Below are 25,622 nucleotides of genomic sequence, written 5' to 3' on the forward strand. Positions count from 1 at the left end.
TAAATATCTCTTTTTCAGATACTCACCCGTCTCTCATTTTACAGGTGCTACGTGCTACAGTTTGCACACTAAAATAGCGTATATTTACTATTTTCTTCATTTAAACCTATTATAACATGATGCTGATATTTCCCGGGCTGGTGATTTCCTTTGTCTTGCTGATTGCGAGCTACTACTATTATCAGAATAAGCAGGAAAATATGGGAGGTAAAATATCTGTGGCAAAAGCATTTTGGCTTGGCTATGCTTTGTTTAATTATTTTATTTTTACAGTTTTTCTGTATTTTTTTCTGGAAAATCAGATATTTCAATCCGTACTATTTCTTATTATTTGCGTTTTTTATTTCAGGGCATTGTTCCAGGGGTTTTTGATGTTTGTTACCCGGAATTGGGTACCCAACTATGGAATGATGTATAATATAGTCTGTATCATTATTATATTCAGCGCACTGATCAAACTCTACCTTTCCTTTGGCTCTTTGAAGGAAGAAGGTTTGGTTCTCACATCATTATTTCTTTTTAAATTAATTCTAATACTCTTTACAGATACCATCTATGCCTATAAATTCAAACAGCTCATCGGCAACAACACCAAAGGAAGAAAAGCTATTTGGTATGCTTCCGATGAAAGGAAATTTGAAAAAATCAACCGCCTCACTATAAGAAATAACATTATATTTAGTTTTATTAGTATTACATTAATTATCCTAATGATTTTATATGATAAACCTTAAGCCCAATACCTGGACCGGTAGTTACAGTATACCACCTGCCGGGGATGTGCGCTGGCGTGCGTTTGGCTTGTTATTCCTTTACCTGATCTTAGGAATGACTATTCTGGGCTTTAGCCGCCAACCTTTACATATTTTCATCCTGATTGCTTCAGGAGCCCTTTTGGATGTGGTGCTGAGTGGTTTATTGAGATCAAGGAAAATTTTCCCGCTTTCTGCGATGATTTCCTGTAGTTCTCTGGCACTCATATTAAATTGGTCATTCGGCATGCATAATTTATGGTTGCCGGTATTTATCTGTATAGCTTCAAAATACCTGATTACGTTAAATGGGAAACATTTCTTTAACCCATCTTTATTCGCCATTTGTGTTTGCCTTATTTTAGGGGAAGAGTTTGTTACCTTGGCACCGGCATACCAGTGGTATGGCAGCGCAGAGACGGCCTGGTTAATGGGCTTTTTTATAGTTACAGGAGCACTGTTCTTATTTGTTTTTAAAATAAAAAGAGGCTGGCTCATTGGCTCTTTCTTAATTACTTTTTTCCTGCAAACACTTTACAGGGCATATGTAATGGAGCACATTATTCCATGGGAAACTTTATTCCTGAGCTCCCTTACTTCCCCGGCATTTTATCTGTTTACTTTCTATATGATCACCGATCCTGCTACAAGCCCCGGAAAGCGATCAGACCAAATTTTGGTGGGTGTGTTCATCGCCCTTTTCGATTTGCTCTTTCATTTAAAATATAGCCTTTATACTTTCTTTTTTGCGGGATTAACGGTTGCAGGGATTCGTTATATATATTTTCTTGCTAAACAATTATTGAGTAAAGACGGATTTTATCCTTTATCTGCCATTAAAGCAAAGGCCTCTCATGCAGGATTGTTGCTCGTTTTTTTTATTCCCGTTATACTGGCCTTTCAGTTGAATAAAAACGAAGCCCTAATTCCTCATGAGGATTTATTTAGTCTTGAAAATGTAACTCACGAACATAGTGGTCTGGGCTGGGCAAAAGGAGATTTGCTGGAAAATACAGATCCAAGACTGGCGCATGTAGCCAAATGGATACTTTCGGTTGGAGATGCTTCTGCAATAGCGGATGTTAACCATGATGGCTTGCCTGATATTTTTCTCACACAACCTTTGAAAACAGCAGAATGGAAAGCTAAGCTTTACATTAACCAAGGCGATTTTAGGTTTGAAAAAGTAAGTATTCCTGATTTGGATCGGTACCTGGATGACCCTGTAAAATATGGAGTGCCTGGTTTTGCTTTCTTTATGGATTATGACAATGATGGTGACAAGGATTTGTTTGTAGGTTTTGGGTTCGGAAAATCGCACCTTTTTGAGAATAAAAGCACAGCTGATGGCAAAGTTGTTTTTAAAGAAGTGAAAGTGCCGTTTTTGGAAAACCAGCATACGATATGTCTTGCCGCCAATGCTTTCGACTTTGATAATGATGGTTTTCTTGATTTGTTTTTAACCAATACTTTGCCTACACATTTACCAGGCTATAAAGAAAATCCTGAACCATTAAACATCTTTAAACTGCCCGAAGCTGCTTATGAGGGGGATGAAAGAATGTTTCAGTTTATGCATGAAAGCTGGCACAATGCCAATAATGGAGGCTTAAATTACCTTTTGAAAAACACCCGTGATTCCTCTGTTTTCAGTTCATTGAACAATGATGAAATAGGCTTGCAGGCTACTCGATGGAGTCTTGCTGTTGGCACACTGGACATTAACAATGATGGCTTTACTGATATTTATGTAGCCAATGACTTTGGACGGGATGATTGTTACCTGAACATGGAAGGCAAATATTTTGAAAGGCAGGAGGGTGAATTTTATGGTGATTTAGGATTAGATACCTATAAAGGCATGAATGTATCTGTGGGTGACCTTGACCGGAACGGGAAAGAAGATATTTACATTAGCAATGTACACCATGCTATGCAGGCAGAAGGTAGTTTGTTGTGGATGAATTTTACAGAAGATGAAGCCCCAAAAGCCAATTTTAAGGAACAAGCCTCTCAACTAAATGCACTCAACACCAATCGTTTCGGTTGGGGAGCTGCTGTTGGCGATCTTAATTTGAATGGTTGGCAGGATGTTATCCAGGCTAATGGGATGGTGGATGCGTCATGGGATCCTAAATTTGAAAAACCTACCGATTATTGGTACTACCAGGCGCAAATAGCCAGAACTGGTCCAGAAGTCCACAGCTTTGCCAATAAATGGGCGGATATTAGGGGATGTTTTATTTATCCTAATGAACCGGATAGGGTGATGATCAATAATTATGGAAAGGGTTTTGTGGATCTGGCAGAACAGTTGAATTTAACCCATCAAGCGAATACGAGAGGTGTAGCCTTGGCAGATTTTGACAACGATGGTGATCTGGATATTTTAATTACTAATCAGTTTGGGGCGCCAATTCTATATAAGAACAAACTGGAAAACCACCAGTGGCTGGCAGTGAGCCTTTCTGGCAATGGCATTACAACCAATTCCGATGCGGTAGGGTCTAAAGTATGGATAAGCTATACCCTGGAAGGTGAAAAGCAAACACAATACAGGGAGCAGCGGTTGGTAAATGGATTTAGCGCCATGGGGGATAATCGTTTATTGTTTGGCCTCGGACATAAAAAGTATAAGGTGGAAAATTTACAATTGAAAGTGCAATGGCATAATGGAGAACAACAAGTGCTGAATGTAGATGAGCTAAATCAGTACCTGGAAATCAATCAGGGACTTAAATTATAAAGCGATGTTAAAGAACCAATCAAATGACATAAAGGCAATGGCCATTATTTTATGGCAGGTAGCCTTTACTTTTTTTGCCTTGTTTGTTTCCTTTAAAGGGGAAAACCTTGTTTGGTTCCTGGGGCAGGTGTTACTTGCTATCAGTATCTTTCAATGGTTTGTTATTCATCATGACTTGGCACATGATAGCTTTTTTAAAACCAGGGTCTTAAATAAAATATTTGGTCATATATCTTCCATCCCAACTTTAATACCATTTTTTAGCTTTAAATTGGCTCATCATCAGCACCATGTCTGGACAGGTTGGCGAGATAAGGATCCGTCCAACCCTGAAAATTATTTTAAAACACCTCCATCATGGATTATCAGAATCGTTAATTTTTGTTGGAAATTCTGGATTCCTTTAATGTCACCGGTATTTGTAATTCAGAACTTCTGGAACATGCCAAGATTATTCAGAAACTTTAAATCAGCTGTGGCCAGAGCCGGAATAGTTTTGAGTATTGTACTCGTTTTCTCGATCTACGTTTTTCTGTTTGCTGGTTTTGGTAAGTTGATGCTGGAGTGTTGGCTAACAGCATTTATATTATATATGATTTTTTCTGATTTGGTACTGATGAGCCAACATACAGATATTGAATGGCAAACTGCCGGAAAAAAAGAGGTCACTTCTTTCCAATATGCTGAGCAGTCCAATTATACCCGGACGATTATTTACCCGAAGCCTGTATCAAGATTTTTATTTTACAATTTCGACAGGCATGGACTGCATCACCAGAACCCTTCTATTCCTACTTATCAACTTGGGAGCTTACCACAAACCCCTCATTTAAATGTGGGTTGGTGGGAATGGCTCAAAAAAGCAAAAAGTCTTTCAGCTTTTTCATTATTGTATGTAACACCAAAAGCAAGTAAATCATAAGATTTCGAAATGATTGACAGATTTTAATAGTGAAAAACTCTAAAGACATAAGAACACTTTGTTTTCTTCTGATAATAGTATCAGTGAGAATAGTGCTTTGGTGGAAGGCCCCTAATTACTTCCTGATTTGGCTTCCATTCATTATCGCTTCAGTTTTTATACTTTATAGCATCAAACATAACCATCTCCATTATTCAGTTTTTAAGTCAGCAGTACTTAATCGTATTTATGAAAATATTTTAGGGGTTTTCACCGGTACCAGTATGAATGGGGCTTATGTTATTCACCTTGTAAATCATCATAAAGAGAATAATAATTCGAATGATTGGGGAAATACTGCTAGGTATCAGCATCGCTCTGAAGCAATTAATCTTATGAAATATGCATGTATGACACCTTTAAAGTTTCTGAAAGCGAAACGGAAATGGCTCCAAAATACTGCACATAAAAGTATAGGATTGGTAAGCAAAACAGAAAGTTGGATTATCATGATCGTTTATTTTGTGATGCTGATCCTGAAATTTGAGGCAACCATTTTGTACATAATATTACCTCATTTGCTAGGGCAGTTAGTATTGGTCAGTTTTAATTATTTCCAACATGCTGATTGTGATCCACTTTCAGAATACGACCATTCCCGAAACTTCACGGGCAAGTTCATTAATTTTTTTAATTTTAATAATGGCTTTCATACCGCTCATCATCACCATCCGGCAGCACATTGGAGCGAGTACAAAAGAATTCATCTTTCAATGCAGCATAAAATTGCCGCCAGTTTAAATGAGCGAAATTTTATTTACTATTTTATTCGTCTGCTATTGAGTAGAAATCAGAAGATGACAAATCAGAAAAGCAATGAAATCCTTCACAAAATAAATGTGTAGAAATGAGTAAAATGTACAAATCATCAGGTGAATTGGTCAATCATTGGTATGCTGCCGGTCAATCAAAAGCATTTAAAAAAGGGAAACCACAATCGGTCGTTATTTTTGAAAAGCCCCTGGTGATCTGGCGAATGAAGGATGGTTCATTAACAGTAATGCTGGATCGTTGTAATCATAGGAATGCTCCTTTAAGTGAAGGAAAAGTGCTGAATGATTGTTTGATTTGCCCCTACCATGGCTGGACCTATAATAAAGAAGGAAAATGTATCGAAATACCTTCTGAGGGGCCCAATGTAGATAGAATCCCCAATAAAAAAGTGGAGTCATTTCCTTTAAAAGAAGCCTATGGCCTGGTTTGGGTTTGGATGGGAAAGGATAAATCACCTACTTCAGCACCTTTTGAAATGCCTGTGATGAAAGAGTTAGGCTGGCATAGCTATTATATGGAGACGAAGTTCAGCAATACGGTTACTGATCTGGTGGAGAATTTTATGGATGTGCCTCATACTGTTTTTGTCCACAAAGGCTGGTTCAGGGACAGAAAGCAAATTTGTATAAAAGCAAAAGTAGAACGTACGGCTGACAGTGTGCTCGTTAGTTATGATCAACCCAATGACTCAATCGGGTTTTCCGGCTGGCTGGTAAACCCTAAAGAGCTACCAATGAAGCATACAGATAATTTCTATATGCCCAATATTACTAGGGTCGATTATATTTTTGGTGGAAATGAAAGAGGTTTTATTATTACAAGTACATGTACCCCGGTGAGTCCTTATGAAACCATGGTTTATACCTTGATCAGTTATAAGTTTGGTTGGTTAACACCGATAGCCAAATTGGGCTTGTCAGCATATACACGGAAAGTAATTAATCAGGACGTATGGATTATGGATGTTCATGGTAAAAACATTCAGAGGTTTGATGAAACGGATTACCACTCCACCCAGTGTGATTTTATGCACTTATACATAGAATCATTGAGAGAGTATGCAACAAATGCTGATGAGAAATCTATTCCTGAGCCGACTGTAAAAGAGATTGAATTTTGGGTATGATAAAAGCGAATCTTCCAAAGGTTTTAATAGTAACAGGAGGGCTTTTGAGCGCAGGTGAGAAGTCCATGTGGAACGCCCTCAAAAAGCAATATAAGCAAGTGAAAGCTGCGAAAGCCCACTGGCTGGAGACAAAGATTAAATTGGTAACAGCTGAAATGTTGGTATATGAGAAGCTAAAGAAGAAAAGAGGAAAGCTGGCAGAGTATTTCAAAGGGGAATCTCAATCCATACCTGAACTTACCGAAGTAGTGCTTGCAGATTTATTGTATAGGGAAGGAATCCCATTCGAAGCAATTACTTATGATTTGCTCTACTCCAATCCCAAAAAGGCCAATCAATTACTACAGGACACCCAGGTGGTATTGGCTTCTTCCACCTTACTGCATGATTTGAGCGAACTCATGCCATTGATAAAAATGCTCAAGAGAGATCATAACAGAATAATTCTTGGCGGGGCTTTATGTGGCAGCCTTTATAGCCACTGGAAAGGGGATAGCTTAGTTGATATAATGGCCATTGGTTATGGTGAATTCCTGGTTCCTAAAATTGCAGATTGGATTAAATCAGGGTTTAAAGAAATTCGTCCTCCGGAACAAGGAAGAATGATTCAAAAGGAACATACTTTGTTTTTGTTTAGTGGTGTGCCTGAAAGTCGTGACCTGGATTTTCTTCCTACTCCTGATTGGAGAGTGGCAGAAAGCTACCATCAGCGGAAATTTGAGCATGTTTATTACGAAAGTGTAAGGGGTTGCCCTTACCGTTGTAGCTTTTGTAATTATCCTTTTCTGTTTGACGATAAGAAATTCAGGACAAAAAGTGCTGAGAAAATAGCCGCTGACTGGAAGTTCTACTATGAGGAATTAGGAGTGAAGTATATCACTTGCCTCGATTCATTATTTACCATGCCTAAAAAGCGATTGGTAGAGTTGTGTAAATTGTTAATAGCACAAAAGACCAATGTAAAATGGATTTGTTATGCCCGGGCGGATGATTTGGCAGATGAGTCTGTGGTGAAACTCATGAAAGCCGCAGGGGTTTCCCAGGTGCAAATAGGTTTGGAATCCGGCAATCAAATGATGTTGGACCAAATGAACAAACGTTGTACGGTTGAGCAAAATCTACAGGCGATAAAGAATTGCAGGAAGCATGGGGTGATCAGTATGGTGTCATTAATAGTGGGCTATCCGGGGGAAACAGAAAAAACCTTAAAGGACACATTGAATTTTATGCGTGAGGCACGGCCGGATTTTCATTTTTTGGCTACTTTTAGTGTACGGATTGAAGATGTACCCATGTTTAAGGCACCTCATAAAGAACGTTTTGGACTGGAAAAGATGGACAATCCTTACAGCTTTGCTCCTTACTGGAGGCACAATACCATGAGTTGTTCTGAAGTGGGAGAGCATGTACGAATCCTTGGCATGCAATTGTGTGAAGAAAAAATCTCATTGGAAGGAGCGCTTTTTTATCAGAATATTTTACATTATGAACCGGTTATGAAAGAGGAATTTCTTGAGTATCAGCAATCGCTGATCAAGGGAAACACTTATTTAAAAAAGGTGTTCAATTGGATCAATCATAAGGTGGATCTAAAATTACAAAAAGATATGAAAAAGGTATTCCCTGACAATAAGGAACAGCTACAACAGATAAAAGCTTGATTTGAAAATGAAATTCAATCTCCAATTCCAATTAGTAGAAGTAAAAGATATTCATAACGTCCAGCGAAAGCGGATGTTTGAGTTGATGCATGCCTGCTATAATAAGGTAGAGGAGAGAAATTTTTTAGCAGATTTGGAAAAAAAGCATTGGGCAGGCCTCATTAGCGACCAAGATGGAACGGTTCAGGGCTTCACTACTTTTGCAATTAACCCTAAAGGTGTTGGGGGAGAAGAATATCATGTGCTTTTTTCCGGTGATACGGTCATTGCTCCTGAATATTGGGGCACCCAAATCATGAGAGATGGCTGGTGTAAGGCAGTAGGAAGTATCATTGCCGCAGACCCTTCCAAACCATGGTACTGGTACCTATTATCCAAAGGTCACCGCACCTACATGTTTTTGCCTTTGTTTTTTAAAGAGTATTTTCCCTCTATAGAAAAAACTGCGGTTGAGGGGAAATTGGAAAAAATTGCCGCAGAAGTTTCAGCAAAACTTTATGGGCATTACTGGAAGCCAGATGAGGGAGTAATTCGCTTTGATGAAAGCCAGGGGGAGTTAAAGCAGGAGTGGATTGAAGCCTCCTACCAAAAGAAAGGAAGCAGTTTTGTTCAATTTTTCTTGCAAAAAAACCCGGGTTTTCATCAGGGAGAGGAATTAGTTTGTGTAGCACAACTACATCCTGACAATATTCTTCGTTCGGCAAAAATGATTGTGTTGGAAGGAATGGAGCATCCTATAAAGTTAAAGTTGGAGTCGAAATGAAAGCCTCTTTAATCAACAAAGCATGGTTGCTTAGCCAGAAAAGCCTTTCAAAGCAGTTTCACCAAAACGCCCACCACTGTCAGCAAACCCAGGACTTGATTTTAAAGCAATATTTACAATTAAATGCAACTACGGATTTTGGAAAAAAACATCAATTTGACCGGCTGAAATCTTATCAGGATTATGTACAAAATGTCCCTGTAATTGAAGAGTTTTCTGAGATGGAGAATTTTATCAATGACATGAAATCCGGGAGAGAAAATGTTTTGTTTGCCGGTAAAACCCTCTTTTTTGAAACCACTTCGGGTTCTGGCTCCACCCCTAAATTTATCCCCTATAATACCCGGCTAAAGAAAGAATTCAAGGCGGCAGTAGCTGTTTGGATGTGGGATCTATATCGGACTGACCCTAAAATATTCTCAGGAAAAGCTTATTGGTCCTTATCTCCTGCATTGAAGGAAACAAGTACTACATCAGGTGGTATTTCCATTGGAACCGGAGATGATTCGGCTTATTTTGATCCCGTCACAGCTTTTTTGTTGAAGCAAATTTTTGCTGTTCCTCCGCAACTTAATAAAATTCAGGATGTACACGAATTTTATATTCAAACATGGTGCTATTTACTCAGAGCCTCAAACTTGAGTTTTATTTCCGTTTGGAGCCCTCAGTTTTTGCTTCGTTTGATGGATTTTTTTGTGGAAAATTTCCAACAGATCAGGAAAGAAAGTGGAATGTCTTTGGCCAGGGCAGATTTAGTTTGGCGGGCTATTGAAGAAAAACACTTAAGCCTCGATTTGTTGTTTTCAGGCTTGAAATTGATTAGTTGCTGGACACAAGGCCACTCCAAAATATGGATTAAGAAGCTGAAAGAAATAACAGGGGCCGTCCCCATTCAGGGCAAAGGATTGTTGGCCACTGAGGGTGTTGTAAGTGTGCCCTTAGGTATGAACCAGCATGTGCTTTCCTATACTTCCCACTTTTACGAATTTAAAAGCGAAGAAGGGAAAGTTTGTATGGCAGATGCGCTTCGTCAGGGGGAAACTTATGAAGTAATAATTACCACAGGAGGAGGCTTATATCGCTATAACACCCATGATTTAGTGAAGTGTAGTGGTTTCTACAAAAGTGTTCCCTGTCTTGAATTTCTGGGTCGCTCAGGAAATATCAGCGACCTGGTTGGGGAGAAATTGGCAGAGAGCAGCCTGGTTGAAATTTTTCATCAGGCGTTGAGCACTTTTCCAAGTATTGAAGCCTTATATCTTTATTCCGAAAGACAGCAGCATATGGCAGGCTATGTATTGGTTATCGAGAGTTCCACAACAATTGAATGTGATAATATTGTCCGCTTTGTTGAAGAACAAATGATGACCAACCCATATTATAAGCAAGCTATCAGCTCAGGTCAGTTGAATTTACTAAAAGCTGCTTCAGTTGATGGAGATTTTACACGCAGACTAACCCGTTATTATCAATCAACTAAAGGAATTAAAGATGGAGATCTAAAGCTTCCTCTGCTTTTTCCATCAGGTTTTTTAGACCCAATTCTCAAATGAATACTTTATGATAAAGATAGCTCCTTACCAGCCAGAATTTGAAGAAGGAATAAAAGCACTTTGCCGGATACCGGTATCCGGCAATATTTCACTTGCCCTGGAGCGGGAGCCGAATTATTATGCAGGGGCCTGCCTGCAATGTGAAAAGCCTGAAATATTTGTGGTGTATGAGGAAAGTCTTTCAAAAGTGTGGGCTGTTTTTAATGCTGGAAAGAGAAGAGTGTGGTATAGGAACGAAGTGGTTGAGGTGCGCTATTTATGCGATTTAAGGATTCACCCTGAAAAACAACAAAGCCCGGCACTTTACCTGATCGTAAAGAAATTCAGTGAAATAACTGCAAATGATCTATTGCCAGCTCAAACCGTAGTGTTTGCTGATAACCATAAGATGTTAGCAATAATTGAAAAGCTGTCTCAAAGAAAAAAGACTTCTCAACTGCCTTTTTATCATTTGATAGGAGGGTTGACTACTTATATGTTAGGGTTTAATTCCCCCAAAGAAACTAAGGAGAACCTTGACATAAGAAGAGCTACAAATGATGATATTGAAACCATGCAAGCTTTTTTTGATAAGGAAAGCCCTCGAATCAACTACTCTCCTTATTATAATTTTAGTGAATTGGAGAGGCCCTATTACCGTGGATTAAAGATCAGTGATTTTTTCCTGGCCTATGAGAAGGAAAAACTGGTTGGGGTTTGTGGCACCTGGGATCAAAGTGGAATAAAGCAGACGCGCATAGTGGGATATAGCAGGACTTATCAAATCATCAAACCACTTTATAATTTATTGGCATCAATTTTTGGCAGGCCTTTATTACCTGAAGCAGGTAAGATTTTAACTTATTTAAATGTACATAGTATTTTAGTTGAAGAGAGCAGAACCGAGGTGTTTGAACAACTTATACTGAGGATACAAAAGGAACGTTATAACAATGGATTTGACTATTTATTATGTAGTTTAAGTGAGGAGGGTCCGTTAACCAAGGCCTTAGATAAGCTGGGGGCGGACAGAAAAATCAAAGGAAAATATTATTGTGTTAATTTTGGAGAACCACTTCCCCAAGAATTTAAAAGTGGACATTTTTATGTGGAGTCGGCAAGGATTTAAGATTGGACCAGTTCTAATTACTTGCTCTTGAGGCTTCTCTTTCCCAACTCTTTTATTAAAACCAGTGTCATAGAACTATGATAAAACTCAAGTATAGCATTTTGTTATTGCTAATTTTTAGTGTTGTTTTTACTTCCTGTAAAAAGGAAGATGTTGCTGCAACCAGTATAGTTAAATGCTGGACATTATATGAAACAGAGGGAAATAGATCAACATTTTTACTTTGTGACAATGAAAACCTTGGAACAAGCTGGTACAGGCAATCCTATCATTTACAAGCGGATAATGTATGCTCTTATACAGTATTATCCCCTTCAGATGCCCATTATACCGAGGAAGGCACTTATGAATACTCGGATACTACAAAGTTTCTGACTATAAAAGATGAGTGGGGCGATGTGGTGGTAAAATATTCAGTAATTAGCATCAAATCCAATGAACTGGTGATGGAACTTTTATTCTCACAATAAAAAACCCGCAAGGAAGCTTTCCTTACGGGTTGGTTTTATCAGTTAAGGCTCTTTAAGTCCTTACTTTAATATAGATCGGCTGATTACCAGTTTTTGAATTTCTGAGGTTCCTTCCCCAATAGTACAAAGCTTGGAATCACGGTAGTATTTCTCAACCGGATAATCTTTGGTATAGCCATAGCCACCAAAAATCTGAACAGCTTCAGTAGAAATCCTTACGGCTGCTTCGGAAGCATGGTACTTAGCCATGGCAGATTCTTTGTTGACACTTTTGCCCCTATTTTTTAAGTCTGCCGCCTGGAAAGTCAATAATTTAGCAGCTTCCAGCTCAGTAGCCATGTCAGCTAATTTGAATGCAATTCCCTGGAAATTGGAAATAGGCTGATTGAACTGGTGTCTTTCTTTGCTGTAAGCCAAAGCGGCATCATATGCACCTTGTGCAATTCCTAAAGAAAGTGCGGCAATGGAAATTCTGCCACCATCTAATACTTTCATGGACTGGATAAAACCCTGACCCACTTCTCCTAAAATGTTATCTTTATGGATGCGGCAATCTTCAAAAATCATTTCAGCCGTTTCAGAAAGTCGCATCCCTAATTTATTCTCTTTACGACCACCCTTGAAGCCTTCAGTACCACGTTCTACTACAAAAGCAGTCATGCCATGAGAATCGCCCACTTCACCTGTTCTTACAATTACCACTGCAACATCACTTGAAACGCCATGTGTAATCCAGTTTTTGGCACCATTAATCACCCAATAGTCACCATCCTGCACAGCAGTAGTACGCATGTTTCCGGCATCAGAACCTGTATTAGGTTCGGTGAGTCCCCAGGCACCAATCCATTCGGCAGTGGCTAATTTGGGCAACCATCTTTTTTTCTGTTCCTCATTGGCAAAGGTCAAAATATGGCCCGTGCATAAAGAGTTATGCGCTGCCATAGACAAACCTATGGATGGATCAACTTTGGAAAGTTCTAAAATGGCTGTAACATACTCTTCGTACCCAAAGCCTGCACCCCCATATTCCTGAGGTACTATCACACCCATTAAACCAAGACCTCCTAACTTCTTCATTACTTCAATGGGAAAATATTGTTCTTCATCCCATTGATCCCTAAAAGGTGTAATTTCTTTTGCACCAAAGTCTCTGATCATTTGGGCAATCATTTGTTGGTTCTCGTTCAATCCAAAATCCATAAATTAATGCTCTTGTTAGTTGATATTTATTTTGAAATCTTATTCAGCCCTAAAGATAAGTAAGATTGCTGTATTTACCCAACTAACATTAGTTAGGTAAAAATGTTAAGATTGAATTCTTAATAACGGATTCAGTAAAAATTAGTCAAAAAAATCCAGAAGAAAATCCAAAAAACCCACCGGATAAAACTTGCTTCACTTAAATTTAAAAAATCAGGGAAAATACTTTCGCATAAGTCCAAGGTTGCACAAGCAAAACCGCAAACGGTCATTATATTGAAAATTAATAAATATATTGCTTCCTGATTCCGTATGAAAAAAGGAAATGGACACCACAATAGTCAAAAAAATTATTTCTGGGGATATAAAAGCGTTTGAAGCGCTTTTTAATGACTATTATGATAGGCTTGCCTATTTTGCTTATCAATATTTGAAAGATAAGGATAATGCCGAGGATGTTGTTCAGGAATTGTTTTCAAAGTTGTGGGTGAACAGGCAAAAGTTAAGTATTGAAACGTCCATTAATGCGTATCTGTATAGTGCTGTTCGGAATGCCTGCCTGAATCAGCTTAAGCATCAGAAAGTAAAAGAGGCTTATTTCTCTGCATCAGGTACTACTATGGAATATGACGAGTTTATTCCCAATAAAATTGATGCCGAAGATTTGGGTCAACTCATTCAAAGCTGTATCATAGATTTGCCACCGGAAAGACAAAAAATCTTTTTACTAAGTAGGGAGCAAGATTTAAAGTATAAGGAGATAGCAGAAAAACTAGGTATTTCTGTGAAGACGGTGGAGGCGCAGATGGGAAAAGCCTTACGGTTTTTAAGGGAAAGGCTAAAAGAATACTTAGCTGTTTGGATTGTGTTTTTTATAGATATCGCTAAATACTTCTAATTTGAGTAAGGGTAGATACTGGTTGGTTTGTCTTTAATAAATAGAGATTATGGAAAGTCCGAGAAATAATATTGATGATTCGCTTTTAGCAAAATACCTGGATGGTTCAACGACTGAGCAGGAAAATGCTGAGGTGGAATCATGGATAGCTGAGAGTTCGGAAAACAGGCAACTTTTTGATCAATTTAAAGAAATTTGGTTTAAAAGCCAGGCAGCGAAATACAATCCTGCTATTAATTTTGATAAAAAAGCAGCTTTCCGGAATGTTTTGGACCGAATTAATGAGGGTTCAGACAGTGAAGAGCAAAATCAAAAATTAGGGAAGACATTTACACTCCCATCCTGGTTTGCGCGTGTGGCCGCTATTTTAATAATAGGAGTATGCGTCTATCTAATTTACCAAAATTTTCAACCATCTGATTCGGAAGTGTTGCTAACCGCTACCAATGAAAACACGGAAATTGTGTTGCCTGATAGTTCAATAATAAACCTTAATGCAGGAAGTCAAATTAAGTATAGTGGAGATTTTACTGAAAACAGAAGCCTCTCCTTATCCGGAGAAGCCTTTTTTGAAGTGGAGAAAGTAAAAAACCAAACTTTTGTAGTGGAAGCCAATGGTTTGGAGGTAAAAGTGCTGGGTACTTCTTTTTATGTCATAGCCCATGAAAATGACATCTTTATTGAAGTAGGTGTAAAAACAGGAACTGTTGAGGTGGTGCAAAAATCCGGCAAGAAATCAGTTGTTTTGGAGGCAAATGAAATGGCGAAATATAATAAAGCCACCCAATCTTTCAGCCTCACTGAAAAATATAATAACAACAAACTTTTCTGGAAAACAGCAGTACTGGAATTCAATGGGCAACCACTGGATCAGGTATTGTCCTCCCTTGAAAAAGCTTATGGCAAGGAGATCATCTTTCAGCAATCAGAACTGGAGAACTGTCATTTTACAGGCAGGTTTAAAAATGCCAGTCTGGAGGAAATTATAGCCCAGCTACAACTCAGTTTCAATATTGAAGCAACAATGGGAGAAAAGGTAATTATTAGCGGTAAAGCGTGTGAGGAATGAAATGGAGCCGTATAATAATGACAGTTTTCTTATGGTTGATCAATTTAAATCTTTGTGCTCAATCCAATATTCCTTTATTGGACAGAAATATATCACTGAATTTTTCAAGTGTGCAGCTTCATGAAGCGCTCTTTACTATTTCTAAAGAGGCTGATTTTAATTTATCCTTTAATTCCAGCATTATTCCTTCCGATAGCTTGATCAGCTTCAAATGCGAAGAAAAAAAGCTGGCAGAAATTTTCCCCTCCATATTACCTGGGGAAATTGACATTAAAACCTCAGGTAACAATGTCATCCTGCTTAAAAAAGCTAAATCCAAAAATGAGTTTAGGAAAAAGGAAATTACTGTACGAGGTAAAGTCATTGATTCAAGAAGCCGAGAGCCGGTAAAGGGAGTAACTATATTGGACGTTTACGGTTCTCAATCGGCTTTAACTGATTCAACAGGGAGTTTTATGCTTCATCTTACTCATAAGCAACAAGAACTGGTACTATCCATCAGCAAAAATGGTTATATGGATTCCTCTGTTTTATTGAACCCTGAAAATCAGGAGGTGGCCTTTCAATTGGCAAAAATTGAAAAAAGGACCCCGGAAGTTCAGCTTAAAAAAGTAGAGAGTATTCCTATAAAGACAGTGGAAACTTATCCTTTAGGACGATTGATGGTTCCTCAGCTTTTGGTGGCTCATTCCGAAAATATCAAAGGCTATACAAGAAGAAGGTTTCAGCTTTCCTTTACACCGGGAACCAGCACCAATTTGAAAATTGCAGGAACAGTTAAAAACGAAATCTCTATTAATTTGATAGGAGGCTATAATTATGGAGTAGATATTTTTGAAGTAGGCGGTGTTTTCAATATCAACAGAACAGATGTGAGTGGAGTACAAATTGCAGGAATGGCCAACCTGGTGGGTAGGGAGGTGAACGGCTTGCAAATATCAGGAGTATTCAACGGAACGAAAGGAAAGCAAAGTGGCATGCAAATAGCTGGTTTTGGAAATTTTAATTTAGATGATTTTTCCGGAACCCAGTTGTCCGGGTCCTACAATCAGGCCAAAAATTTAGTAGGAACACAAATAGCCGGAGCAGTCAACTTAGCTGATACATTGTCAGGCTTACAGTTGTCTTCTGTTTATAATAAGAGCAAACATTTGGAAGGGGTGCAGATCAGTTCAGGCCTGAATGTTTCTGAAAATATGAAAGGAGTACAGATAGGGATCGTTAACCGGGCAAGGCAGCAAAATGGATTTCAGTTGGGCTTTATTAATATAAATGATTCATCAGAGGGAGTTTCAATAGGCCTGCTTAATTTTGTAAAGAGCCGTAAATTTCCCCGGATAGGGTTTGCTTATAAGTAAAAAACAAAAATAATTTTCCGTCAGAGTAGGGGTATAATTTATTCCGGATGTCATAAGACTATAAACTTAAAAACACAGTCTTATGAAAATGAAAAAATTATGCTTGCAATTATTGATAATGAGTCTGATTGCTTTTATGGCAACTGATTTATCAGCTCAGGTTTTAACACAAACTATCCGGGGGAAAATAATTGATACCGACTCCAAATCCCCCATCGCATTTGCCAATATTATAGTGACCGGCTCGCAACCTCTTTTAGGAGCCACTTCAGATACGGATGGCTATTTCACCATTGAAGCAGTACCTGTAGGCAGAGCCACTATCAAAGTAAGCTATATTGGCTATGAAGATAAGCTCATTCCTAATTTGGTGGTTATTTCAGGAAAAGAAACGGTGCTGGATATTGAACTGAAAGAATCGTTCGAAACATTGAATGAAGTAACTGTTTCAGCCCGACAGCACAAATCTGAAATTAACAATGAAATGGCTCAGGTGTCTTCAAGAAGCTTGTCTGTGGAGGAATCCAAAAGATATGCAGGAGGAATTGGCGATCCTGCCCGATTGGTTTCTTCTTTTGCAGGTGTAGGCTCTACCGGGGAAGGCAATAACGATATTATTGTGAGAGGAAACAACCCACGGTATATTCAATGGAAACTGGAAGGCACTGAAATACCCAATCCCAACCACTTTTCGCAAGAGGGCTTAACCGGTGGACCTATTAATGCCCTAAATAGCCAAATGTTAGCCAATTCCGAATTCTATACTGGTGCCTTTGCGCCTGAATTTGGTAATGCATTATCGGGTATTTTCGATATGAGATTGAGAAAAGGCAATAGTGAAAAAAGGGAGCACAGTTTCTCAATTGGAGTTTTAGGGACAGATCTTACCACCGAAGGACCTTTTAAAAAAGGAGGAAAAAGTAGTTACCTCATTAACTATAGATATTCTACGCTTGCTATCATCAGTAGCCTGGGGTTTCTGGATTTCGGGGGAGTTCCCAAATACCAGGATTTATCTTTTAAAGTATTTATCCCTACAGAAAAAGCTGGCACATTTTCTTTCTTCGGTTTAGGCGGATTAAACAATATCAAATCAGAATTCTATGATCCCGAGAATGAAGAGGAGGTAAATGAAGAATTCCAGCAAAAAGGGCAATTAGGAGTGGCTGGCGTTAGCCATATTATTAACCTCAATAAAAAAGCTTACATCAGCTCTACTCTTTCCTATTCCAATAATGGTAGCGAGTATAGCAGTTCCAGAATATTTGATTCTTCAGTTCTTCAGGAAGACCAAAAGGCCAACACAAGTAATAATATTGTCCGATTAAATACCAGCCTCAACTATAAGCTCAACAACAGGCATCAATTTCAATTAGGCTCTGTCAGTTCACAGTTTAATTTCGATTTTAAAACCAGGTATTTTGATAGTGCTGCTGATCAGTTTATTCAAGGACAAGATATAACAGGCACTGCAAGTTTGTATCAATCATTTATCACCTGGAAATGGAGAGCTTCAGAAAAACTAAGTCTGGTCAATGGAATTCATAGCCAAAACACCTCAGAAAATGATGAAATAACCTTTGAGCCCCGTAGCTCATTGCGTTATGAGCTTCCAAAAGGACAAGCTATAACGGCAGGAATTGGTGTACACAGCAATATGACCTCCCTGAGTAATTATAATACCATCGTGTATGATGAAGAAGGAAATAAAAGCACGCCTAATTCTTCATTGGAATTGTTGAAAGCCAGGCATTATGTGTTAGGTTATGAGAATAGATTGTCGAAAAACCTCTTCCTGAAAGTGGAAGGCTATTATCAGGACTTATATGATATCCCTGTGGAGGAAGGCAACAGTAGTTATTCCCTGATCAACCAAACATATGAATTTTCAGACAGGGTTTTGGTGAATGAGGGGAAAGGCAGAAACATTGGTCTTGAACTCACATTGGAAAGATATTTCGCCAACAATTATTACTTCCTGGTGACAGGTTCCTTATTTGATTCCAAGTATAAAGCAAGTGACGATGTATGGAGAAACACCCTCTTTAATGGAAATTACATTGCGAATGGTTTATTTGGGAAAGAATTTATGGTAGGCAAAAGCAAGAATAATGTGATCGGCATTAATTCTAAGCTTAGCCTGCTGGGTGCCAGGAGGGTGATGACGATTGATTTGGAAAAATCAATTGAAAGTGGCTCTGTTGTTCACGATGAGGCGAATGCTTTTCAAAAGAAAGGGGAAGATGTATTCAGTTTAAATTTGGCTATCAGTTACAGAATTAATAAGCCAAGGCTGAGCCATGAATTTAAAATTGATGTGCAAAATGTAACCAACAATACTGCTGTTATTGATTATTACTATTATGATGTCAATAAGAGTATTGAAAAGGTAGAGCAATTGCCTATGCTGCCTGTTTTAAGCTACACACTTAATTTCTAAAAAAGCTGGCCTGAAATAGAGGGTTTTCAACTGAACAGAAAAGATATGAAAAAGTATATTCTACTCCGGAAGATCGTCCGGATTTTCCACCTGTACGGCATAAGTTTGCTTGGTAACCGGAAGCATGTAAACCTTTACCACGACCTGAAAATGGAGCAACTATTTGTAATGGGGTTGATTTTTGAGCTGGAACTGGCTTGCCAAAAAGACATGCAGGATGCACATGCCTTTGCTGTTCAAACACCCATTCAAATTATTGAGAAACTGATTTAAGCAGTCGGGCAGAAGGAATGTCGGGCAGAAATTCCTTCTGCCGAATTGCTTGAATAATGGTTAACTCAAGTGAAAAGAAGCATAAGTTTTTTTAAAAAAAAGATGACAGCTGCTAAAAATAGATATTGGAAATGAGTTTTCTGGCAGGTATTTTCTAAATTCAGGTGTTATAGTATCTGATTAAATGGAAAACATCCTCATTTTGGCTGATCATTATCAATTTTAAATTAATATAGATGAAGTTTAAACTATTATTTTTCTGTTGGTTTTTTCCTGTTGCATTATCTGCTCAAACGGAATTAATGCAAAAACAAATTCGTGAAGATTATAGCATTTTTAAGAATATTTTGACAAGTGCACATCCTGGCTTGTATGAATACACTAGCCAGGCTCAATGGGATAGTTTATTTACACACTTTGAAGAAGGACTTAACCAACTGAAAAATGCTGACGATTTATTCAAATCAATGAGTGCATTGGCAGATCATGTGAAGGACGGACATTTTATAATACACCACCAAAAAATGGACACCGTTCCGTCTATGTTTCCTTTATTTATTAAAATAATTGACGAAAAGTTTTACGCAGATACGGATGATTTTGACATTCCTGTTGGTTCTGAGATTACGAGTGTTGATGGTATTAACAGTGAAGAATTACTTAATCGAATGTTAAAGTATGCCCCATCAGATGGCTATAATGTTACCAGGAAGTACAGGCAAATCGAGTTGGAATTCGGTATTTTACTTTTTTATGAATTTGGGGCTAAGAAAGCTTATACAGTTAGGTGTCGTACACCTGATAATCTAACCAAAACGACTGAAATTCAAAGTCAGTCTTTAGAAAGTATTGGAAATAGAAACCATAACCGACATTCCTATTTTTCCGCTTATCACCAAACAACAGATAAAGCAGCACATTTTAGAAATACAATTCACCGGAAATGGCCTTTTGTTTATTTTATTGATTCAACAAATACTGCGGTACTTACAGTGAACTCTTTTGGAGTTGACCCTCAGGAATTCAAGTCCAGGCTCATTGATATTTTTAAAGAAATAAAAAAGAAGAAAACAGATCATTTAATCATTGACGTTAGACAGAATATTGGAGGTTTCCGGATAAATGCAATAAACCTGTTTTCATTTATTTCCGAACAAGTGTTTAAACAAAGAACATCAGAAAGCATAATCACTACATCCTTACCGGAACAGGAGCATATCATTCATACTATGTCTGATTATGGTCAGTTTTTGGAAACGTATTTTGATGGAGCTGAGAAAAAGGATGATCATTATGTATTAAGAACCGATAAGGCAGAAGAAATGATGAAGCCATATAAAAAAGTGTTTAAAGGAAAGATCTATATACTGACAAGCGGAAAAACATTTTCGGCAGCTTCCGCTTTTGCTTTGAGCGCAAAAAACAATCACTCAATAACGCTTGTGGGGGAAGAGACAGGAGGCGGTTATTATTTTCATACAGGACAATTCCCTGTTTTATATGAGTTGCCCAATTCAAAAATAATGTTGAGAATCTCTCTGATTAAAATTAACCATTATGTCCGGGATGAATCTGTCCCAAAAGGAAAAGGAGTAATACCAGATATTGAAATCAAGCTAACACCTCAGGATTTGATCGAGGGTAAAGACAGTCAATTAGATTATGTAATAAACGAAATTCCAAAAGAGTTTTAGAATGCTTTATTGGGCAAATTAGGGATTATCAAACCAATAGCGTTAAACCCATGATATGTAATTTCATTCTATAGTACGATAGCAAGTCTGTAAAATTATTAATCGGGACTTCACCAATGTTTTGTGGTCTTATTTGTTTTGGCGAACAGAAACCATAAAAATGAAAGACTTGCGCTGCTTTAAGAGCGCAAGTCTTTCATTTCTGCTATCATTTCATCTAGCTTTTTTATTAAGCTGCCGTATACCAACTTTGTAGTAAGGAGATAAACAAAAACGCCCATTGCTGATAGGCTCAGCGAAATCCCCAACAGTATCAGTACAATTTTAAAAGGTTGAATACTTAAAAAACTCTCCATCACAGGGGAATTCCTAAAAAACAGATAGTAGCCCGTCAACCCCGCAACTGGGACTCCAATTCCCAATAAGCGGATGTAAAATTTCTTAAATCCTGTGAATATTTCCCGATATTCAAGCAGGTACTGATAGCTGCTGCTTTCTATCCTGATGCTTTCCAGTTTAGCCAGCTTTCTTCTGTTTAAAAAGAATAAACTCATCATAAGTACCATAAGGTATAGGCCAAGAACACCATATCCTGCAAGGCCAAAACCTACTACAGATATCACCGACAAGGGTATAATGCTCATATTATCTGCCCTGTAGGTTCTTTTGAGTTTTTCGATCAGGAGTTTTGATTTCCTGTTGTACAGATTGTTAATTTTAGGTGCTATTAATTCCTCTTCATTAAGAAATCCTTTGGTCCAGATTGTTTCAATTGATTTTTCCATCTAATAGTGTTTTTAGTCGTTTTTTAATTCTTGTAATTCTTACTCCTGTATTGTTTGGGCTGGTTCCGGTGATCTCAGCAATTTCCTTATAGGATTTCTCTTCCAGGTAAAGCAGTATGACCGCACGGTCTATTTCCGACAGCTTTTTGATGGCTTCATATAATAAATGAAGCGATTCATCAGAAAACCGATGCTCTTCTTCTGATTCCCTGGAAATAGTTTCTTCCTCAGAAAAACCCACTTTTTTGCTATTGTTTCTTAATAATGTCAGGCAAACATTCAGGGATATTCTGTAAATCCAGGTGGACCATTTCGAGTTTCCTTCAAAATTGGCCCTGCTTTTCCATATCTGCAGACACACTTCCTGATAGTAATCTTCATAATCTTCCTGTGAATCTGTATATGCCCTACAAATCTTGATGATAATGGGGGCATAAGGTAAAATCGATGATGTATAAAAATCGTTGCTCAAAACTATTCTTTTCCTGATTAGTGACACAAGTGGAAATTTATTACACCGTAGTTAAAAAAAAAATTATGAGATTTCAGTTTTTCCTGTTGAAAAGGTCTTTTGGAAAGGTTTTAAGGAAAGGCAGGATTAGTTAATAAAGAATGTATCCATACAGGAATTGAAGGCGAAAAACTAACGAGTATTGACTTAGCTTACTGATGGCTTAGTGGCTAAGACTGTCGGAATTGAGTTATAAGATTTTGATTTAAGGAATGAGGAGGTGTAGAATATGCGTTTATTTCTGCAGCTATTTGTTTCATTAATTCCTGATACAGAGCTACTGCTAGTTATCATAAAGCTAATCTAAAACTATCGGAGTGTTAAAATTATTTAAACCCTACAAAAAATGAAGCTAAAGAATCAGGTCTCCTAGTGGAAGGGTGTTAAAGATGGTAAAACCTATCCGATTATCTCCAAAGCTACCTATATGATGAGTGGGTACTGAACTTTACCGCAACAAGTTAAAATGAATACTAATACCCAGGTTAACGAGAAAAGAATATGTACAGCGAGAGGCTACAAACAAGGATGGATCAACAGGTAATTGAAATATTCTTTCTTTTTGCTACCTTTATCAAATAGGCTAAGAAAGATCTTTTAACCGTCACAACTCAACAATCATTTTCAGTAATTGAGGAATAATGACGAGAACACGTTTAATTTAAGAGGCTAAAATGGTATACCCAACTGAAAAACTCCATGCATATCTTACCTTTCCTACACTTCTAATCTATTCAAAATATCACGGATATAGTTTTTCTCATATATTGGTTATTAGTCTATAGTTATTTTGTATTAGGGGTCAATTATAATGGAAATTAAAGTTGCAAAGTTTGATGGGAACATGAACCTGAAAAACTAAATGGGAAAAATTTTAACGACAGATATCCAAAAACCTAAATGAAAGCAGTTATTTGTACCCAATACGGGCCACCTGAAACCCTCCGGATGAGAGAAGTGGAAAAGCCCAGGCCTAAAGACCATGAGGTTTTAATAAAAGTATATGCAACAACTGCACATATTGGCGATACCCGTATTAGAAGAGCTGATCCATTTTTGGTGAGGATTATCTTTGGCCTATTCAAACCAAAGAAAAATTTAATACTTGGGCTGGAAGTATCCGGTGTGATTGAATCCGTTGGGAAAAACGTAAAATCATTTAGAAAAAGTGATAAGGTATTTGCCTTGACCGGATTTGGCTTAGGGGGATATGCGGAATACATATGCTTGCCTGAAAAAGCGAAAGGTGCCCTGCAAAGGAAGGGACTGGTAGCCATAAAACCCGAGAATTTATCCTTTGAAGAGGCCGCAACTGTCCCTGCCGGAGCACTTACTGCTTTAAAAAACCTCCAAAAAGCAAATATTAAGGCTGGCCAGAAAATATTGATAAATGGCGCATCGGGAAGCCTTGGTACATACGCCATACAACTGGCCAGGCATTTTGGAGCAGAGATTACAGCTGTTTGTAGTGCAAAAAATTTCGAACTGGTAAAATCCATTGGAGCTGACAAAGTGATTGATTATACAGAACAGGATTTCACAAAAACAGATGAGAAATACGATATAGTGTATGATGCAGTGATGAAATCAAAACGCGCTCACTGTAGACGAATATTAAAGAAAAAGGGTGTTTTTATCAACAATTCTGGTCTTCCCAACATACAAGAGAATGAGTTAACATTTATTAAAGACTTGATTGAGAAAAACATCCTAAAGCCCATTTTGGACAGAACATACCCTATCGAAGACATTGTTGAAGCGCATAGGTATGTGGACAAAGGACATAAGGTAGGAAATGTTGCTATAAAGATGTTTGAATCATAAAATGGTGCTTAATATACCAAGGACAAGCAAATCAGCATAAATACGGATATTTTATGTAGATTAGATGCTATATGTTTAGATTCTCTTATTTTTCATATAAACTATTATCTTTATAAGGCTTGTATGTGGAAAACTGAGGCATTCTAATTGTTACTCATCATAGAAAGGTTCAATCACAATTAGTAATTTATGAAATCGTCATTTTTAATTTTAGCATTGGTTTTTTTCACCGCCTGTCATGATGCCAGGGATTTATCAGACTCAGCACTCATGGATTTGAAAAATTCAAGTGGTGATTTTGACGCATATCTTGAAATTCCGGCTACTGAGCAATCACCGGTATCGGCACCAGATGAAACACCTGTGCCTGATTCCAGAACAAAGAAAATTATTAAAAATGGAGGTATCGACTTTCAAACTGAGAATATTGAAAAGGACTACCAAAAAATTCGTAACCTCTTACCTAAGTTCAATGCCTATATTGAAAATGAAAACCAATCGAAATCAGCTTTTAACATTCAATACAATTTAACCATTCGAGTGCCTTCAACAGTTTATGATACTTTATTTTCATCAATATCAGCTCTTGCCTTTCAATTGGATAATCGCTATTCAAACGTAGAAGATGTGACAGAACGATACTATGATCTAAAAGCAAGGATTAAAAATAAAGAGGCTCTTGAACAGAGGTATGTTGAACTTTTAAAAAAGGCCTCGGCAATAAAAGACATTTTAGAGATAGAAAAGAACTTAAATGAAGTGAGAACAGAGATTGAACGCCTCCAGGGCCAATTCAATTATTTAAATAAGCAGGTGAATTTTTCAACTATCCATTTATCTTTCTATGAAGTGTTACCTTATGAAGTGAACTCTTCTCAAAGGGAAGGATTTGGAGCAAGAATCCTGCGTGCTTTGGGAAGCGGCTGGAATGGCTTTCTTTCTTTTCTGATCGGTTTAACAACTCTTTGGCCATTTGTAATTCTAACAGTTGGGGTAATATATTTATTCCGTAAGTTGAGAAGAAAATGGAAAACGAAAAAATGAGAGACTAGAATGACATTGAGACAGGTAATGAACAATGAAATAACAATCAGACCTTCAAAACTTGATGACTTGAAAGAGATGCAAAAGCTATTTGTGGATACGATTACGACAATCTGCAAAGCCGATTACTCAACAGAGCAAATTAATGTTTGGACTTCTTCAATTGAAAACACACAGCGCTGGACTGATAAATTAACTTCGCAATATTTTCTTGTTGCAGAATTAGGTAACCAAATAGTGGGCTACGCCTCATTAGAGAATAATAATTATCTAGACTTTCTCTATGTTCATAGTGACTACCAAAGGCAAGGTATAGCCGATAAATTGTATGATGAAATTGAAAAAGAAGCCATAAAAAGAAAGGCGACAGCCTTACATTCAGACGTAAGCAAAACGGCCAAACCATTTTTTGAGAAAAAAGGATTTAGAACAATAGCACCTCAAATAAACATCATACAAGGTGTAGAAATCATCAACTATAAAATGGCCAGACAATTGTGACTTCCATGCTTTTAAGTACTAATTTACATTTGGAATAGATTGTTAAAAATACGGGAGAAATGATCGGAGCATTCATTAAAATATTGAGAAGATTCAAAAAATGAAAGGACT

22 protein-coding genes are annotated in these 25,622 nt (G+C 37.7%); 19 read left to right on the plus strand and 3 right to left on the minus strand.

Translation table 11 applies throughout. The features are described from left to right. Positions 1-116: 116 nt before the first annotated feature. From JKA74_RS10645 to JKA74_RS10690, 10 genes are all read left to right on the plus strand, one after another. Positions 117-734 carry a hypothetical protein gene (locus JKA74_RS10645; RefSeq protein WP_201431179.1) on the plus strand — a complete coding sequence of 206 codons (618 nt, stop codon included), beginning with the start codon at positions 117-119 and terminating at the stop codon, positions 732-734. Further along, positions 721-3,498 (plus strand): FG-GAP-like repeat-containing protein, encoded by a 2,778-nt coding sequence (locus JKA74_RS10650; RefSeq protein WP_201431180.1) that lies wholly within the window; start codon positions 721-723, stop codon positions 3,496-3,498. The genes JKA74_RS10645 and JKA74_RS10650 overlap by 14 nt, the downstream gene beginning before the upstream one ends. 4 nt (positions 3,499-3,502) lie before the next feature. Beyond that, positions 3,503-4,420 (plus strand): fatty acid desaturase family protein, encoded by a 918-nt coding sequence (locus JKA74_RS10655; protein WP_201431181.1) that lies wholly within the window; start codon positions 3,503-3,505, stop codon positions 4,418-4,420. Between the two features lie 29 nt (positions 4,421-4,449). After that, positions 4,450-5,304 carry a fatty acid desaturase gene (locus JKA74_RS10660; protein WP_201431182.1) on the plus strand — a complete coding sequence of 285 codons (855 nt, stop codon included), beginning with the start codon at positions 4,450-4,452 and terminating at the stop codon, positions 5,302-5,304. A 2-nt stretch (positions 5,305-5,306) separates the two neighbouring features. Next, complete coding sequence (locus JKA74_RS10665; RefSeq protein WP_201431183.1) at positions 5,307-6,359, plus strand: aromatic ring-hydroxylating dioxygenase subunit alpha; 1,053 nt, start codon at positions 5,307-5,309, stop codon at positions 6,357-6,359. Further along, positions 6,356-8,020: a B12-binding domain-containing radical SAM protein gene (locus JKA74_RS10670; RefSeq protein ID WP_201431184.1), complete on the plus strand. Its 1,665-nt coding sequence runs from the start codon at positions 6,356-6,358 to the stop codon at positions 8,018-8,020. Before JKA74_RS10665 ends, JKA74_RS10670 begins: the two co-directional genes overlap by 4 nt. Positions 8,021-8,027: 7 nt before the next feature. Then, the gene (locus JKA74_RS10675; protein ID WP_201431185.1) at positions 8,028-8,783 is read left to right on the plus strand and encodes a hypothetical protein; all 756 of its coding nucleotides are present in this window, start codon (positions 8,028-8,030) and stop codon (positions 8,781-8,783) included. Continuing rightward, positions 8,780-10,336 (plus strand): GH3 family domain-containing protein, encoded by a 1,557-nt coding sequence (locus JKA74_RS10680; RefSeq protein ID WP_201431186.1) that lies wholly within the window; start codon positions 8,780-8,782, stop codon positions 10,334-10,336. Before JKA74_RS10675 ends, JKA74_RS10680 begins: the two co-directional genes overlap by 4 nt. A gap of 7 nt (positions 10,337-10,343) precedes the next feature. Continuing rightward, positions 10,344-11,444, plus strand: a complete 1,101-nt coding sequence (locus JKA74_RS10685) for a hypothetical protein (protein WP_201431187.1) — start codon at positions 10,344-10,346, stop codon at positions 11,442-11,444. Positions 11,445-11,521: 77 nt separating this feature from the next. Next, the gene (locus JKA74_RS10690; RefSeq protein WP_201431188.1) at positions 11,522-11,914 is read left to right on the plus strand and encodes a hypothetical protein; all 393 of its coding nucleotides are present in this window, start codon (positions 11,522-11,524) and stop codon (positions 11,912-11,914) included. 60 nt (positions 11,915-11,974) lie between these two features. Here JKA74_RS10690 and JKA74_RS10695 read toward each other — a convergent pair whose 3' ends face one another. After that, positions 11,975-13,114, minus strand: coding sequence for an acyl-CoA dehydrogenase family protein (locus tag JKA74_RS10695; RefSeq protein WP_201431189.1), 1,140 nt, complete (start codon positions 13,112-13,114; stop codon positions 11,975-11,977). Between the two features lie 325 nt (positions 13,115-13,439). Here JKA74_RS10695 and JKA74_RS10700 point away from each other — a divergent pair, with 325 nt between their 5' ends. The 6 genes from JKA74_RS10700 to JKA74_RS10725 all read left to right on the plus strand — a co-directional run bounded on the left by JKA74_RS10700 (position 13,440) and on the right by JKA74_RS10725 (position 20,846). Next, positions 13,440-14,012 carry an RNA polymerase sigma-70 factor gene (locus JKA74_RS10700; RefSeq protein ID WP_201431190.1) on the plus strand — a complete coding sequence of 191 codons (573 nt, stop codon included), beginning with the start codon at positions 13,440-13,442 and terminating at the stop codon, positions 14,010-14,012. Between the two features lie 49 nt (positions 14,013-14,061). Continuing rightward, complete coding sequence (locus JKA74_RS10705) at positions 14,062-15,081, plus strand: FecR domain-containing protein (RefSeq protein WP_201431191.1); 1,020 nt, start codon at positions 14,062-14,064, stop codon at positions 15,079-15,081. Between the two features lie 17 nt (positions 15,082-15,098). After that, a complete protein-coding gene (locus tag JKA74_RS10710; protein ID WP_201431192.1) occupies positions 15,099-16,439 on the plus strand; it encodes a carboxypeptidase-like regulatory domain-containing protein in 1,341 nt (446 codons plus the stop codon). Positions 16,440-16,521: 82 nt separating this feature from the next. Further along, positions 16,522-18,879 carry a TonB-dependent receptor gene (locus JKA74_RS10715; protein WP_236587699.1) on the plus strand — a complete coding sequence of 786 codons (2,358 nt, stop codon included), beginning with the start codon at positions 16,522-16,524 and terminating at the stop codon, positions 18,877-18,879. Positions 18,880-18,924: 45 nt separating this feature from the next. Next, the gene (locus tag JKA74_RS10720; RefSeq protein WP_201431193.1) at positions 18,925-19,152 is read left to right on the plus strand and encodes an acyl carrier protein; all 228 of its coding nucleotides are present in this window, start codon (positions 18,925-18,927) and stop codon (positions 19,150-19,152) included. Positions 19,153-19,388: 236 nt separating this feature from the next. Further along, on the plus strand, positions 19,389-20,846 hold the full coding sequence (locus JKA74_RS10725) for a S41 family peptidase (RefSeq protein WP_201431194.1): 1,458 nt from the start codon (positions 19,389-19,391) through the stop codon (positions 20,844-20,846). A 179-nt stretch (positions 20,847-21,025) separates the two neighbouring features. Here JKA74_RS10725 and JKA74_RS10730 read toward each other — a convergent pair whose 3' ends face one another. Beyond that, positions 21,026-21,631: a hypothetical protein gene (locus JKA74_RS10730; RefSeq protein ID WP_201431195.1), complete on the minus strand. Its 606-nt coding sequence runs from the start codon at positions 21,629-21,631 to the stop codon at positions 21,026-21,028. Beyond that, complete coding sequence (locus JKA74_RS10735; protein WP_201431401.1) at positions 21,615-22,103, minus strand: RNA polymerase sigma factor; 489 nt, start codon at positions 22,101-22,103, stop codon at positions 21,615-21,617. The genes JKA74_RS10730 and JKA74_RS10735 overlap by 17 nt, the downstream gene beginning before the upstream one ends. Positions 22,104-23,042: 939 nt before the next feature. On the opposite strand from JKA74_RS10735, the gene JKA74_RS10740 reads away from it, so the two are divergent. The 3 genes from JKA74_RS10740 (at position 23,043) to JKA74_RS10750 (ending at position 25,511) form a co-directional block, all read left to right on the plus strand. Beyond that, positions 23,043-23,966, plus strand: a complete 924-nt coding sequence (locus JKA74_RS10740) for an NAD(P)-dependent alcohol dehydrogenase (protein WP_236587701.1) — start codon at positions 23,043-23,045, stop codon at positions 23,964-23,966. Between the two features lie 189 nt (positions 23,967-24,155). After that, entirely contained in the window at positions 24,156-25,010 is an 855-nt protein-coding gene (locus JKA74_RS10745) for a DUF4349 domain-containing protein (protein WP_201431196.1), read from the plus strand. A 9-nt stretch (positions 25,011-25,019) separates the two neighbouring features. Beyond that, positions 25,020-25,511 (plus strand): GNAT family N-acetyltransferase, encoded by a 492-nt coding sequence (locus tag JKA74_RS10750; protein ID WP_201431197.1) that lies wholly within the window; start codon positions 25,020-25,022, stop codon positions 25,509-25,511. Positions 25,512-25,622 lie beyond the last annotated feature (111 nt).

It is taken from the genome of Marivirga aurantiaca, from assembly GCF_016679925.1.
In the GTDB taxonomy this organism is placed as follows: Bacteria; Bacteroidota; Bacteroidia; order Cytophagales; family Cyclobacteriaceae; genus Marivirga; species Marivirga aurantiaca.

What these genes read in the sequence shown, in the direction of transcription:
- JKA74_RS10710 (WP_201431192.1), top strand. Translation starts at nt 15,099, where the DNA reads ATGACAGTTTTCTTATGGTTGATCAATTTAAATCTTTGTGCTCAATCC.
- JKA74_RS10645 (WP_201431179.1), top strand. Translation starts at nt 117, where the DNA reads ATGATGCTGATATTTCCCGGGCTGGTGATTTCCTTTGTCTTGCTGATT.
- JKA74_RS10740 (WP_236587701.1), top strand. Translation starts at nt 23,043, where the DNA reads ATGAAAGCAGTTATTTGTACCCAATACGGGCCACCTGAAACCCTCCGG.
- JKA74_RS10675 (WP_201431185.1), top strand. Translation starts at nt 8,028, where the DNA reads ATGAAATTCAATCTCCAATTCCAATTAGTAGAAGTAAAAGATATTCAT.
- JKA74_RS10695 (WP_201431189.1), bottom strand. Translation starts at nt 13,114, where the DNA reads ATGGATTTTGGATTGAACGAGAACCAACAAATGATTGCCCAAATGATC.
- JKA74_RS10725 (WP_201431194.1), top strand. Translation starts at nt 19,389, where the DNA reads ATGAAGTTTAAACTATTATTTTTCTGTTGGTTTTTTCCTGTTGCATTA.
- JKA74_RS10730 (WP_201431195.1), bottom strand. Translation starts at nt 21,631, where the DNA reads ATGGAAAAATCAATTGAAACAATCTGGACCAAAGGATTTCTTAATGAA.
- JKA74_RS10745 (WP_201431196.1), top strand. Translation starts at nt 24,156, where the DNA reads ATGAAATCGTCATTTTTAATTTTAGCATTGGTTTTTTTCACCGCCTGT.
- JKA74_RS10665 (WP_201431183.1), top strand. Translation starts at nt 5,307, where the DNA reads ATGAGTAAAATGTACAAATCATCAGGTGAATTGGTCAATCATTGGTAT.
- JKA74_RS10720 (WP_201431193.1), top strand. Translation starts at nt 18,925, where the DNA reads ATGAAAAAGTATATTCTACTCCGGAAGATCGTCCGGATTTTCCACCTG.
- JKA74_RS10715 (WP_236587699.1), top strand. Translation starts at nt 16,522, where the DNA reads ATGAAAATGAAAAAATTATGCTTGCAATTATTGATAATGAGTCTGATT.
- JKA74_RS10750 (WP_201431197.1), top strand. Translation starts at nt 25,020, where the DNA reads ATGACATTGAGACAGGTAATGAACAATGAAATAACAATCAGACCTTCA.
- JKA74_RS10670 (WP_201431184.1), top strand. Translation starts at nt 6,356, where the DNA reads ATGATAAAAGCGAATCTTCCAAAGGTTTTAATAGTAACAGGAGGGCTT.
- JKA74_RS10690 (WP_201431188.1), top strand. Translation starts at nt 11,522, where the DNA reads ATGATAAAACTCAAGTATAGCATTTTGTTATTGCTAATTTTTAGTGTT.
- JKA74_RS10705 (WP_201431191.1), top strand. Translation starts at nt 14,062, where the DNA reads ATGGAAAGTCCGAGAAATAATATTGATGATTCGCTTTTAGCAAAATAC.
- JKA74_RS10650 (WP_201431180.1), top strand. Translation starts at nt 721, where the DNA reads ATGATAAACCTTAAGCCCAATACCTGGACCGGTAGTTACAGTATACCA.
- JKA74_RS10655 (WP_201431181.1), top strand. Translation starts at nt 3,503, where the DNA reads ATGTTAAAGAACCAATCAAATGACATAAAGGCAATGGCCATTATTTTA.
- JKA74_RS10680 (WP_201431186.1), top strand. Translation starts at nt 8,780, where the DNA reads ATGAAAGCCTCTTTAATCAACAAAGCATGGTTGCTTAGCCAGAAAAGC.
- JKA74_RS10700 (WP_201431190.1), top strand. Translation starts at nt 13,440, where the DNA reads ATGGACACCACAATAGTCAAAAAAATTATTTCTGGGGATATAAAAGCG.
- JKA74_RS10685 (WP_201431187.1), top strand. Translation starts at nt 10,344, where the DNA reads ATGATAAAGATAGCTCCTTACCAGCCAGAATTTGAAGAAGGAATAAAA.